The following is a 13,412-nucleotide window of genomic DNA, read 5'->3' as shown; positions in this document are numbered from 1 at the left end:
TCCTCTTCCGTTGTTCCCTTGCTGATTCCCATTATTTCCTTGTTGAGATCCTCTTCCGTTGTTCCCTTGCTGATTCCCATTATTTCCTTGTTGAGATCCTCTTCCGTTGTTCCCTTGCTGATTCCCATTATTTCCTTGTTGAGATCCTCTTCCATTGTTCCCTTGCTGATTCCCATTATTTCCTTGTTGAGATCCTCTTCCGTTGTTCCCTTGCTGATTCCCATTATTTCCTTGTTGAGATCCTCTTCCATTGTTCCCTTGTCGGTCCCCATTATTTCCCTGTTGAGATTCTCTACTGTTATTCTCCTGTTGATTCCCTCTATTTTCTTGCTGGGATCCTCTTCCATTGTTTTCTTTTATTTGCTTCGATGGCTGTTCTTCTGTTTTCTTTTGTTCTTTATGCTCTGGCTTCTCATATTTTTTTTCTTGTACGGGAGACAAATCCGGTGATGCATCAGGAGATGACTCCGGCTGCAATTGTATCTCTTCTTCGTTTTCCACCGGATTAGACGGCGTGGCAGGAGGCGTAAGCGATTTGTTCTTCTCACTCTCTTGCTTTATATAGACACCTGTGCCAATTCCAGCTTTTCTAGCATTCTCTCGTACTTGCATTGTGCTACTTTGATATTCAACTGTAATATGTTTTAGCTCATATTCTTTCTTTAATTCTTTCATCGCCTTTTCCAACTGTGGTTCTAGTGCCTTGTCCTTTGCAACAGCTGTTAGCATAACTTGCTTATCATTCGTTAAATACTTATCCTCTTGACTTTGCTTTATAATCCTACGTATTACTTCTTGCAATTGTTTATTTTCCCATTGCTTCAATTCTTTTAAAATACGCCTTCCATCATCATTACAAGCCTGCAAATCTATAACACGAAAATCCTTTGTTACGCTCACCTCTAAACTTGGATTTATATCAACTGAGACGTAAGCAAATACTTTTTCTTCTGGTTGATTGTAGAAAAACAGCACTGCAAATAGAAAACAAGCAACAAGTATTGATGCAGGTTTTAAAAAGGAAGGGATCGAAAAATGCGATGCTTTTTGTTCTTGCTCATCAAATAAGATTTCCTCCCCGATTATGCAAGAATCCCCTTTTCTTTTACACGTAATAAACTCTCCATTTGGTGTTAAAACAACTACGCTATGCTTTTTTATATCCATCACAATTCCTTTATTCATCATGCTTTTCCCCTCTTATGTAATCCAGAATATATGTATAGTTGTTTGCAAAAATAATACACATTGCAATAATGTATTTTCTATGTCGTTCCAACGTTTTACGACTTACCCTAACACGTGGTTCTATATGTTTAAGCGGTAACTTTTTCTTTCGGAACAGCTCTTCCATCATTTCCTCTTCTTTTATAATAATTTTTACAATTTCTATTAAGTGCTCACGTGTATCACGATGCTTAGGAGATTCTTTAGCAAGCTCTGAGAATGTGATTTTAAACTCAGCTAGCACACTTTGAAAATGAAGAATTTCCTCCTTACGGTTACTATTTTCCATCTCTTTCATATACTCCGTAAGCGATACTTGCATTTCTAACATTTCCTCTTGCTCATCTTCTTTTAAAAAGACAAAGTTATGTTTAGACTCCTTACGTATATAGTCAATTACATCTCTTTTTATAAGAAGATCAGCAAACGCTAAAAAGGATTTTCCTTTTGTATATGAATACTGTTCAATTGCTTCGTTAAACGCAAACAATCCAATGCTATATTCATCATCCTGTTCTGTTATATATCGGCGGCAGACAGATGAGATTGATTTTCTAATAAAAGGCTGATACTGTACGATAAACGCTTCTTTGTCTTCTTCGTTGTTTTGTATGTTACATACGATATCTTCTATTTTCGGTTTTCTTAAGATCTTCATTACTAAACTCAACACTTGTAATCTCCCAGCCTCCTTCAAATAGCAAAATGGCCACTACACAAGTGACCATTTAACCAGATTTTCTTGGTACTTTTCTTCGGTCTTGTCTTCTTGCTGTTAGTTATATTTTTCGATTCTAACTTTTCCTAACGTTTTCTTAATGATTTTCCTTTTCTCTCGGCACAAAAGTTAAGTTTTAATTTTTATCTACTTTCTTATTTTCTACCGTTCGTTTTGCTTATTCTTTTTCTATTTTATCTGCAATCCTTGAATAACTCTTCTCTATATCATTGGTAATTTCATCCTTTTATTTCGGATGCCCACTTAATCTAGTAAATTTATTAATGCTTCTATATTCTTTCATAGTCATTTTTCTTCTATTTATTTTCTTCACTATACATATTCGGAGGAATACATAGTTTTATGGGGGTCAAAAAATATTTTTTAAAAAAATACATATTTATTTCAAAAATAAAAACCATCAATTTGAAAAAGGATAATCAAATTGATGGTTTTCTTATAATATCTATTAAATTGGATTCTCATTTTGTACATTTTATCATGATTGAGGAGAGAAAAGATTAATATAAACCGATGCAGCTAAGTCATATTATCGAATCGAATGTAGTGTAATCACATATTTCTCATTCTCTTAAGTAAGGACTAAAAATAACCTATCCATAGAGCTACTAAAACCACTACGAATAAAGCAAAGCAACATGTAATATTTTGAATCCACTTTTGTATATCATCAAAATACTTTTCTATAAATGCAGTGTAAATAGAAAGCATAAGAAGTAGCTCAATGAAAGTAAAGGATCCCAATTTATCGTTAAATCTTTCATTAGTAAATGTACTTACATGAAGGAATAGAAAAACAAACGTTACTATGAATAGCTCAAATAGCCTTTTTTATTCTCCCCACCACCACCTTACAGTAATTCCCTTTTATTCCATTTTATCAGAACATACTGTGTAGCAGCATATGAATATTATATTCATGTTAAAAAGGCCAACAATACAAGATCATTAGCCTCTACTTTCCATATTCGCACCTTTTATCACTTTACTTCCTAACAACCGGAATCCACATTTCACCAAATACTAAGCCATTTCTCTGCCCCATCTCAACCGTTGTATTCGGTCCACCAACATAGGCAAAATCCTTTGCTTCTGGTAAAGCTTGACCGAAGGCGATGCCAGTAAGCTTATTACTTAGCTCTTCAGCCGTTTTGTCTTCCCCTTTCACTACTAAGTATTCTCCCCTCGGAAACTGAATCACTCTAGATTCTTCTTCTATTTGTGCTTCTGTCATGACACCCGCATAATACATCATTTTGTTATTCACCGCTTCGCTCACGGAAAAAATGTATTCATTTGTAGCTAAAGCTTTTAAAGTGTCCAGCCTTCCATCTTCTTTAACAGCCGACCAAAAGTCTTCCTTTTCTTTATTTATTCCAGCAAAGTCTGTGTATTCACTCTTAATTTCAGTTCCAATACCTAATACAATAAAGCTATCTTTTTCTTCTATAGTATAATTTTTCATTTGCAAAACCTGCCTCTTTTTTTATTAATCAAACGATTTACCTTTTCATCTGATACGTTTATAATACCTTTAAACCATGTCAAAAAATGATACTGTTTAGGAGACCAAAATGAAAAAAATTGAACGGATTAATACAATTATGCGGTATATCAACAACCGCTCCCACTTTACAATATCTGAAATTATACAAGAATTTAACATATCACGGTCGACAGCTATTAGAGACATTAGAGAAATTGAAGCTATGGGAATGCCACTTGTCGCTGAAGTTGGGAGGACCGGGGGATATTTTGTTATGCACAACTCTATCCTGCCCGTTGTTCGCTTTACTGATAATGAAGTGAAAGCTCTTTTTATTGCCTTTATGGCTACGAGGAATCAACAACTTCCCTACCTAAAGAGTCGTCAATCTTTAGCCGAAAAACTACTAGGACTCATCTCAGAAACCCAGCAAGATGATCTCGTTCTTTTAAATCAACTCTTGCTTTTCCAAGGGACTAATCCTTATAATCCCGATCTACTTGAGCTTTCTGATCTCCCCCATCCTATGTTAGAAAAACTCATTCAAATCCTTCTTTTAGATAACCATTTATTGATTACTATGAAAGAAGATGAAGAAATCAAGTCTTATCCAATTTATCTATTGCACCTTTATCAAGAAAAAAGCCATTGGATCATTGAAGGTTTTGACTTAAAAGAAGAAAAGAAGATGATGTTTCCTGTCGATGATCTCATTAATATCGAACCATACACGACGAACAAAAGGCTAAATAAGAAAAAGATTTTAGAAAAACTAAGTAAGAAGGACGAAGCAATTAACCTTGTATTTGAACTTGGTCCGACAGCAATTGCCCAGTTCAAAAAATACCATCCTTTAAAAATTTCAATATCTTATACTAATCCTTACCAATCCACAGCCATTTTAAAAACTTTTATCAATGTTAACAATCCCGATGAAGTGATGGAAATAATAAATTGGCTGCTTTTTCTAGGGAAGGATATTAAAATCAAAGAAATACCCGATGAAGTATTAGCAGATTTACAAAAACGAGTGTGCTTATACATTCCATAAGCAGTGAGCCTCAAATATTAAGCTTTATCACTGGATAATTATCCTATTTTTAAATACCATTTCATTTACTACAATGAGAGCATGATAAATAATAAAAGCACGGAAAATCTCCCGTGCTTTTCTAAATATATATTATTCCTGAAGGTTTCGTTTATCTCGTTTCTTACCCTAACTGACGTTTAAATGCTTTACTGGCGAAAAAGTAAGAGATGACCATTATACCTACGCACCAAGCGAGTGCAATCCAAATATCGTTACCCACAGTTCCTTCATATAAAAGAGCACGAATCGCATTCACGATTGAAGTTACAGGCTGATTCTCTGCAAACGCACGAACAATTTTTGGCATCGTTTCGGTAGGCACAAAGGCCGAACTAATAAATGGAAGAAAAACTAGCGGGTACGAGTAAGCAGTCGCCCCTTCCATAGACTTCGCTTTCAATCCTGGAATGATAGCTAGCCATGTTAGCGCCAGCGTAAACATCCCAAGTATTCCAGCTACCGCGAGCCACTCTAGAATATTAGCACTGGAACGGAAACCCATTAATAATGCAACAAGAATAACCACCACGATAGTAAGTACATTAGCAACAAAAGAGGTTAAAACGTGAGCCCACAATATCGATGAGCGCTTAATAGGCATCGTAATGAAACGTGCCATCAGCCCACTCTTTACATCCGTAAATAGTCGCACGGAAGTGTAAGCTACACCGGATGCGATAGCCATTAGCAAAATTCCCGGCAATAAATAATTAACGTAGTTATCCGTTCCTGTCTTTATAGCCCCGCCAAATACGTAAACAAATAATAGCATCATCATAATCGGTGTAATTGCTACCGTAATAATTGTATCCGGACTACGCATAATATTGCGCATTAAGCGCCCTAGTAATACCCCTGTTTTGCTTTTCATTTACATCTCCTCCTTTTTACCGATAATCGCAAGGAAAATTTCTTCCAACGTCGGCTGCTTCTCGATATACTCTACTTTTGCTGGCGGGAACATCTCTTTCAGTTCAGTAAGAGTACCTGTCGTAATAATTTTTCCGCCATGCAAAATAGCGATACGGTCCGCCAGTTGTTCCGCTTCCTCCAAGTACTGAGTAGTGAGCAAGATCGTTGTGCCGCTGCCGGCAAGTTCCTTGACGGTATCCCACACTTCGATCCGCGCTTCCGGATCAAGTCCAGTCGTTGGTTCGTCAAGAAAAATAACTGCTGGCGCCCCAATCAAACTCATCGCGATATCAAGTCGGCGCTTCATCCCGCCTGAATACTGGTCTGCCCTCTGGTTGACCGCATCAGTCAGGCTAAATCTTGCAAGTAGATTATCAGCAACTTGTGCGGGATTGGAAACACCACGTAACTTAGCGATCATTATCAAGTTTTCCCTTCCAGTAAGCATGCCGTCTAAAGCTGCGAACTGTCCTGTCAAACTGATGCTTTGACGAACATGATCTGGTTGTCGCTGGACGTCAAAACCGCAAATACTCACTTCACCATCATCTTGTTTCATTAACGTCGAAAGGATATTGACCGTTGTCGTCTTTCCCGCTCCATTTGAGCCTAGCAGCGCAAAAATTTCGCCACGCTGCACCTCAAAATCCACTCCCTCTAAGACTTCTTTATCTTTAAAAGATTTTTTTAACCCTTTTATAGAAATTGCTGCATTGCTCATACTTTTTCCCCCTTATAGAATTAGATTACATACACCCTCTATTTAGTATCACTGATAATCTGTATTACTTAGTACTGGTTTAAAAATATAACTGAATAGCGATGGCGGCAATTCACATTTGTAACCAGCTAATCAGTCGGTATTACTAATTGCATTTATTTTTTTCTCAATTTCTTCATAATACTTTCATTCAAATCTTCACGATACTTGGAGACATACGTTTTAGCGTTTGCCACTAGTTCGTCAGCAAAGGAAGCCACGTCATCCCCAGTAATGTCAAGCACTTGTCTTCCTTCCGCTGCACCCGCTTCGAACAAATCGATTAATTCATACTGTATGTGTAACATATCCATCCCGTTACCCGCTGAGAAATTCCACATGTAGTTTTGAATTTTCTTAAATACAAATTGGTAGTCCTCTGGCAGAGTCTCAACTCGTGCCATCATCATTTTGTACTCTTTTTTATCACCAATTAACTTTTTGAACATTTCTAACATCTTATTTTCCTCCTTTTTTATAAAGCCGAACAAGAAATTCTCAAAGTATCGGCCAGAACATTTTATCTTATGAACCTATTTTGACTTCAAGACGTTAATTTTTGACGATACAAAATCCCATTTTTCCCAAAACAATTCAAGCTCCTGGCGGCCTTCTTCATTTAATGAATAAAACTTACGAGGAGGCCCCATATCTGATGGTTTCTTTTCAATATTCACAAGCTTTTTCTTCTCTAATCGTACGAGGATAGTATACACCGTACCTTCTACAACTTCGGTAAACCCAAGATCATTCAGGTGGCGGGTAATCTCATAGCCATACGTTTCACGGCGACTAATGATTTCCAGTACACACCCTTCCAGTGAACCTTTCAGCATTTCAGTTAAATTTTCCATGTCCTGATCCTCCTTTACCCCCTATTCTGTCTGGCTTATATTCAGTACTACAGAGTACTAAGGCGAATTTTTACTGAATAGCTTTTGAGTAAAACTACACTATTCAGTATTACTTATTACAACTACATTGTATGACTAAGTAGTTGTGGATGTCAACTTTATTTTCAAAAAAATTAAAAATCCGCTTTACCCTAACCGGATACAGTCTCCTTTTTTTGTTGTAAGGGCCATCAAACTAGTAAAACAGCGCTGATTCAAAGTGTAATTTAAATCAGCTCTGCTTTATTGTTTTCATACCGATATATCATGTTTTTTCACGATACAAATTGTTTCTCACTACCATTCCCATTGCATATAAAGCATAAAGGCAAGTGCGGTCAGAGAAAATTCCCAGAGATTATCCGTACATGATACGAGCCCCTAAAATACAATTCTGTTAGAAATTTGTTCTCTATATTCTCTTTTATTTTATTTCTGATAGTTGATTCACAACACTATCTAAAAATTTTTCTACCTTTTCTTTTGATGTATCCGGCGCATGATAACCAATCGTAAATGTAAGTCTTCCATTATAAGAGCTTACTCCCATTGAAAAGAATGGTGCATACATAATAGGCGATGCCATATACCCGTCCTCAGCTTGAATTTGACCAAACTGAATAGGTTCCTCAGCGATCACTCCCAAATTTGTCAGTAATGGCAACGCCATCCCCATCTGTACAGCCTCTTCATATTGCTGATTATACATTTCCTTCACTGTAGATAGCTTCATTTCTGCCAGTAGCTCCATTCCTGCTGCTGAAGAAAGACCTGGATTTTGAGACTTTATTTTATCCATTGATTGTTTAACTCGAACAAGAGTCTGCTTAAATGTTTCATCGTCTTCCATTTTAATCACTGGCATTTCCATACCGGATAAGTTGCAAATAGCACCAGTTGTATTATTAGGCAGATATCGACGTAAATCAATTGTCAAGCCAATCATTTTTTCTGCAGTGCGAGGTTCTGCATACACAGTGAAATGTGATAAAGCTCGGAAGTATGCAGTCATGATTACATCATTCAAGGTAGCCTGTTGTGCTTTTGTCCATTGGGTTAAACGTAGAGTTTGCTCATGGCTCAATCGCCGTACGGACATTTGGGGAAATTTATTTTTGTTAGGTTGAGATGGAAAAGACCATAACGATGCCTGTTGTTCTTGGTTAGGACGATACGCACTTTTTATGTCCGATATTCCAGCGTATTTGAATACATGTGATTGATCTCGACAACTCTCATTTCCCTCATCAAATTCCTTTATAATTTGCTTCTTAGACCGTCCCAATGAAAGGTGCGTATATATTGTTCCAAGCAATTTAATATATTCCTTGACTCCTGCACCATCTGAACATAGATGAGATAATTTCACAACTAACATATCTGTTGTAGTGCCCCGTAATAATTTCGTTTGAACCATAGGCCCCTGTATACGATCACCAGGTTCTTTAATAAAATCTATTGCCATTATTTCAAGTTCTTGATTATTTCCTTCTGCAAAAAAGCAAATAGATGAGTTAGTGTCAGATGAATGTTCCTCCCAGTAAGGAATATCATTTTCTACAAACCGGCTGTTCAAAACTGGTTGCAATTGCAACGTTATCCTTACTGATTCTTCAAGTATTTCCTTGGATATACCTACAGGAAAATAAAGAACTGCATTAATTTGTTGATCTGCAGAATAAAGACCTAATACATAATTCATTCGATCTTGTGGTGTTACTGAATACTTTCTTTTCTCCATAATTCCGTCCCCCTTTAAGACTTTTTGTATAACCCTATTTTCCATATGCTTGTAATTTTTCTAGTCATTTTTCTTCAAGAGCTAATAACGCTTATTTTTCGAATTTTTAACGAAATCATCTTCTCCGTATTGGTTTCATTCTTTTTGCAGGTGATATATCCATTATTTTATTGTTATTAACACTGCCTAACCTCCCAATGAAACCAAACAAAAATAAATTAAGTTTACATATACATAAACATTTTATTATAACGTCTATAAATTATCAATACAGCAAATAAATCATTTTTATGTCTGTCAATAAAAAACAATATATTCAAGGGCTACTTCATAATAAAAGATTGATGTGCATGTATATGTACCCATATCACTATCAAAATAAGAATGAGAATTTTTTCAACAAAAATAAGCTGCAGATATTGATTTTACAGTAAAAAAAGCCCCTCCATTTTGAAAATGAGTAGGGCTATTTCCAATTTGAATTTTATAAAAGAATGATTATCATAAATAATATTTTACTTTTTAGTCTACCTTATTATTTTTAATCCATTTTCCTAATAAATGAATGGATTTTATTCATATAATTTGAGGTGGTATCGTTGGTTTTTAAAAATAGAAAGCTTATTTTCAAATCAAATGAAAAAGAGGTGAAATTATAGATATTCATGTAAAAATTTCGTTTTGGGGATACTTAAAATCTTAAGGTGATGGGCATGTGGTGTTACACTTTAAAAGCTTTATAAAATTATAAAATTTATAGATATAGCAAATTTTCTTTATTAATAATCATTTGTATGTATGTACGTTTACTCACACACATACAAATGATTTATAAAGCCACAATTAAGTGAAAACATCTTTTCCGTTACGATAACATCATAGCCATATCTTCTGCTGCATTTGTAATTAGTTTTAAACCAAATGTTTCTTGTAATACATCAAGCACGCCAGCTGAAATAAATTCAGGAGCCTTTGGACCGATGCGAATATCTTGAATCCCAAGACTAAATAGCCCTAGTAAAATGGCAACCGCTTTTTGTTCAAACCATGATAGGACAATACTTACTGGCAATTCATTCACTTCACATTGAAAAGCATCAGCTAAAGCAGCCGCTATTTTCACTGTAGAAATTGAATTATTGCACTGTCCTAAATCAATGTAACGCGGAATTTCCGTACCAGGTACAACACCGTAATCCACATCATTAAAGCGGAATTTCCCGCAAGAAGTTGTTAAAATAACCGTTTCTGGCGGAAGTGACGTTGCTAATTCACGATAATATTCTCCGCCTTTTCCCGGTGCATCACAACCGGCGATAACAAAGAAACGCTTTATTTTCCCTTTTTTTACTGCGTCAATAATTTCTGGAGCTAATGATAATACTGTATTATGATGAAACCCTGTCACTAACTGTTCATCCGACTCCATATGTACTTCTGGAAGTTCTAGCGTTTTTTGAATTAACGTTGTAAAATCATCATTTTCAATTTTTTGTACACCTTCTAAACCTGCAATGTCATATGAAAAGAATCGATCAGAGTACGAGCCTTTAATTGGCATAACACAGTTCGTTGTAGCTAATATGGCACCAGTAAATTTTTCAAAAAGGCGTCTTTGATCATACCATGCCTTACCGATGTTTCCTTTTAAATGTTTATATTTTTTCAGCTGCGGGTATCCGTGTGCTGGTAGCATTTCAGAATGCGTATAAATATTAATGTCTTTTCCTTCTGTTTGCTTTAATAGTTCTTCTAATGCAAATAAATTATGGCCCGTAACTACAATTGCTTTACCTTCTACACGATTTTGTGTAATTTGTACAGGTTCTGGCACACCAAAATGATTCGTATGTGCCTCATCCAATAACTCCATCACCCGTAAAGCTGATTTCCCAACTTTCATAGCCATATCAATATGCTCTTGTTCGTTAAAATTAGAATTTGTTAATGTCATATATAAAGCTTCTTGTGTTGTAGCATCTACAAATGCATCCGTATACCCTAGCTGAGCAGCATGTGTGCGATAAGCTGCAATTCCTTTTAGCCCAAACACAATCGTATCTTGTAAACTCGCAATCGTTTCATTCTTACCACAAACACCCATCACTTTACATCCGCCTGTTGGCGTTTGTTCACATTGATAACAAAACATATCATCCCACCCTCTCTCAATCATTTATTACACCTTAAGCATAATACCCATTGAAAAAAAGTGATGTGATATCAATCACAATAATATATAAAGATTTGTGACAGTTCATATTGTTGACATAATATTTTTATTGACACTAAAAAATGTACATTAGTGTGCACACATCTTTCGATACTTTTAAATAGCTAAATAATTAATTTGGAGAAATATATACAACGAAAATTTTTTGAACCCTTATACAAATAGTTGCAATTCATCACATATGAAAATAGACATACAAATACGCTATTCTTTCTATCATTCAATAGAAAGAATAGCGTATTTTTTATTTTAAGGAACTATCATTTTTTATTAAAGCCTTTATTGTAAAGCTTTTTATTTACAATACATTTACACTATCTTAACATTACTTACATTATTTATATGATATATTTATATAGAAACTACTTAAGAAATTTCATATACATTTTATCTTTATGATCTCTTATCTAATCAATAAAAAGATCATGTTATATTTTTATAACAGGGGTGAATTAGAATGACTGAAACTTTAAAAACACTTATAATGCTTGATGCTACTTACGTTGTTATAGCAATTATGACAGTTCTAGTATTTGTATACTTGGAATTAAAATCTCAGTAATACATGCTGGCGTAATCGACAGATTCAGCATTTAAATATAGTTAGAAGAAAGAGAGGAGAAAATTATTTCTCCTCTCTTTTGTATTTCTACAATTTCTTATTTTAATAAATCCAATGTATGTAAAAGTAATCCTCTGTCTCCTACTTCTCCATGACCAGGTACTACCGAATCTATATTTCCATATCGCTTCAGCACATTCTCAATCGATGTAGACCATTCATTTACGTATGCATCTGCAACATTTCCTAAATCTTTTGCTTCCGCAGATTTCACTAAACAGCCTCCAGCTAAAATTTTATATTGTGGCAACCAAACAACAATATTATCTTCTGTACGTCCTTTCCCTGGATGGAACGTTTCTACTTTTGTATTGCCAAACTTCAAACTCGTAATTGTTTGTAAATCTCCAAGCGGCTCTTCATATCCATTTTTCTTTGCTAATTCTGCAGTTAATGCTGTACTATGCGCTTTAATACCTCTTTCTTTCAACGTTTTTATTCCGCCAATTCGATCAGCGTGCGCATGTGTAATAATGAAATCCGTTACGCGCTTCTGAAATTTCTTTTCTACCATTTCTATTAGTTCCTTCGTTAATTTGTCATCCCAATCTGAAACTCCACAATATTCATACTTAATCTCCCCTCATTACAAATACTCCATTTTTCTATTACATTTAAAATCAAAATTGTATTTTGTTAAATTATAACATTCAGACTATAATTTATTTATAGCCCATTAACGGAGGTGTTTGCAATGACTCTCTTCGCTTCACCATCATTATTCATAGTAGCAATCATTTCATTTGCACTAGCTTATTTCATCGGAGTAAAACAATACACTTGCCTCTTATCAGGATTCAACGAACGCCGCGTGCTTGATAAAGTGACACTATCAAAAATAGTAGGTCTTTATAATTTAATTGCTGGTGTCATTGCGACAATCGGTAGTGTCTTCACTACTCCTAATGCCAAAATCTTATTTCCTATCATTATAATTGGACACGTTATAATCGCGGCTTATGTAAATACACGCATGGTGCAGTGAAAAAGATCACCCAAATGGGTAATCTTTTTTATAATTTATCAACATATTGCTTCGCTTCTAGTAAGGAAAAACCAAAAGCTTCTCTTACTCTCTTAACTGCTGTAATTTTTTTGCCTTCTTCTACAAGCTGGCGTAGTTCTTTATTAATTTCAGGTTCTCTTTCTACAATTCCCAATTCTTTCGTAATTAATTGTAATCTATCTTCAATTCTCTTTAAACGCGCATCATTTTTCTTTTCAATTGTAGTTAATTTTTCAGCGATATAAATGAATCCAAAGGCTACTATCGGTATAACCATCCAGAATTCCATGAATGTTCCCCCTTACTAACTTTCATTTGTTTTATTTCACTAACTTATGTAAATTTCACCACAAGAAACATTTACTGTATAATACCACTATATCAAACTGTTAATAAAACCTATTATTTTAGGGGGACACTTTATGAAAAGATTTTTAAATACGTTACTTCAATTTGTAGTTCTTTCAATCATGCTACATTTATTATTTGATATAGTGGGTTGGCTTGTTTTCAATGCACCAATTAAAAACAAACAAATCATCATTTCTTTAATAACAACCTCATGGGTTATGTACATGTACCGAGACAAATTTTTTCAAAAGTTCACTTCAAACTAACTAAAAAAGAAAACACTTCATTGGTGAATGACGAAGTGTTTTCTTTTTTTTACTACTGTATAATAAAAATAATATTCTGTCTT

General features: G+C 34.9%; 14 protein-coding genes and 1 pseudogene. 3 read left to right on the top strand and 12 right to left on the bottom strand.

What is annotated here, in order from left to right:
• The 4 genes from ASE54_RS10245 to ASE54_RS10230 form a co-directional block, all read right to left on the bottom strand.
• Positions 1 to 1,188 (bottom strand): anti-sigma factor domain-containing protein (locus ASE54_RS10245; protein WP_235567822.1); only part of this gene is annotated, 1,188 nt, incomplete at its 3' end.
• Entirely contained in the window at positions 1,178 to 1,900 is a 723-nt protein-coding gene (gene sigI / locus ASE54_RS10240; protein ID WP_002082432.1) for an RNA polymerase sigma factor SigI, read from the bottom strand. The genes sigI and ASE54_RS10245, both read right to left, overlap by 11 nt.
• 648 nt (positions 1,901 to 2,548) lie before the next feature.
• On the bottom strand, positions 2,549 to 2,776 hold the full coding sequence (locus ASE54_RS33925) for a DUF3963 domain-containing protein (RefSeq protein ID WP_043333320.1): 228 nt from the start codon (positions 2,774 to 2,776) through the stop codon (positions 2,549 to 2,551).
• Between the two features lie 175 nt (positions 2,777 to 2,951).
• The gene (locus ASE54_RS10230; RefSeq protein ID WP_003309742.1) at positions 2,952 to 3,431 is read right to left on the bottom strand and encodes a GyrI-like domain-containing protein; all 480 of its coding nucleotides are present in this window, start codon (positions 3,429 to 3,431) and stop codon (positions 2,952 to 2,954) included.
• A 109-nt stretch (positions 3,432 to 3,540) separates the two neighbouring features.
• On the opposite strand from ASE54_RS10230, the gene ASE54_RS10225 reads away from it, so the two are divergent.
• Positions 3,541 to 4,503, top strand: coding sequence for an HTH domain-containing protein (locus ASE54_RS10225; protein WP_000717857.1), 963 nt, complete (start codon positions 3,541 to 3,543; stop codon positions 4,501 to 4,503).
• 163 nt (positions 4,504 to 4,666) lie between these two features.
• Here the strand turns inward: ASE54_RS10225 and ASE54_RS10220 are convergent, their stop codons facing one another.
• The 7 genes and pseudogenes from ASE54_RS10220 to bla all read right to left on the bottom strand — a co-directional run.
• The gene (locus ASE54_RS10220; RefSeq protein WP_000837798.1) at positions 4,667 to 5,416 is read right to left on the bottom strand and encodes an ABC transporter permease; all 750 of its coding nucleotides are present in this window, start codon (positions 5,414 to 5,416) and stop codon (positions 4,667 to 4,669) included.
• The gene (locus ASE54_RS10215; RefSeq protein ID WP_000063307.1) at positions 5,417 to 6,178 is read right to left on the bottom strand and encodes an ATP-binding cassette domain-containing protein; all 762 of its coding nucleotides are present in this window, start codon (positions 6,176 to 6,178) and stop codon (positions 5,417 to 5,419) included.
• A gap of 155 nt (positions 6,179 to 6,333) precedes the next feature.
• Positions 6,334 to 6,675 (bottom strand): DUF1048 domain-containing protein, encoded by a 342-nt coding sequence (locus ASE54_RS10210; RefSeq protein ID WP_000891989.1) that lies wholly within the window; start codon positions 6,673 to 6,675, stop codon positions 6,334 to 6,336.
• 75 nt (positions 6,676 to 6,750) lie between these two features.
• Positions 6,751 to 7,071, bottom strand: coding sequence for a PadR family transcriptional regulator (locus tag ASE54_RS10205; protein ID WP_000429487.1), 321 nt, complete (start codon positions 7,069 to 7,071; stop codon positions 6,751 to 6,753).
• Positions 7,072 to 7,534: 463 nt separating this feature from the next.
• The gene (locus tag ASE54_RS10200; protein ID WP_000415486.1) at positions 7,535 to 8,851 is read right to left on the bottom strand and encodes a condensation domain-containing protein; all 1,317 of its coding nucleotides are present in this window, start codon (positions 8,849 to 8,851) and stop codon (positions 7,535 to 7,537) included.
• Positions 8,852 to 9,716: 865 nt separating this feature from the next.
• Positions 9,717 to 11,003: a hydroxylamine reductase gene (gene hcp / locus ASE54_RS10195; protein ID WP_002082429.1), complete on the bottom strand. Its 1,287-nt coding sequence runs from the start codon at positions 11,001 to 11,003 to the stop codon at positions 9,717 to 9,719.
• Between the two features lie 740 nt (positions 11,004 to 11,743).
• Positions 11,744 to 12,253 (bottom strand): annotated as a pseudogene (gene bla / locus ASE54_RS10190) (subclass B1 metallo-beta-lactamase); the annotation flags it as partial.
• A 147-nt stretch (positions 12,254 to 12,400) separates the two neighbouring features.
• Between bla and ASE54_RS10185 the strand changes: the two are divergent.
• On the top strand, positions 12,401 to 12,691 hold the full coding sequence (locus tag ASE54_RS10185) for a DUF3784 domain-containing protein (protein ID WP_000171767.1): 291 nt from the start codon (positions 12,401 to 12,403) through the stop codon (positions 12,689 to 12,691).
• Positions 12,692 to 12,719: 28 nt separating this feature from the next.
• On the opposite strand, the gene ASE54_RS10180 is transcribed toward ASE54_RS10185, so the two are convergent.
• Positions 12,720 to 13,001 (bottom strand): hypothetical protein, encoded by a 282-nt coding sequence (locus tag ASE54_RS10180; RefSeq protein ID WP_000397727.1) that lies wholly within the window; start codon positions 12,999 to 13,001, stop codon positions 12,720 to 12,722.
• A gap of 133 nt (positions 13,002 to 13,134) precedes the next feature.
• Here ASE54_RS10180 and ASE54_RS10175 point away from each other — a divergent pair, with 133 nt between their 5' ends.
• Positions 13,135 to 13,329 carry a hypothetical protein gene (locus ASE54_RS10175; protein ID WP_000819656.1) on the top strand — a complete coding sequence of 65 codons (195 nt, stop codon included), beginning with the start codon at positions 13,135 to 13,137 and terminating at the stop codon, positions 13,327 to 13,329.
• Positions 13,330 to 13,412 lie beyond the last annotated feature (83 nt).

It is taken from the genome of Bacillus sp. Root131 (assembly GCF_001429475.1).
In the GTDB taxonomy this organism is placed as follows: Bacteria; Bacillota; Bacilli; order Bacillales; family Bacillaceae_G; genus Bacillus_A; species Bacillus_A thuringiensis_S.
The sequence above is the reverse complement of the archived record's forward strand: the minus strand, read 5'-3'. Positions and strand labels throughout refer to the sequence as shown.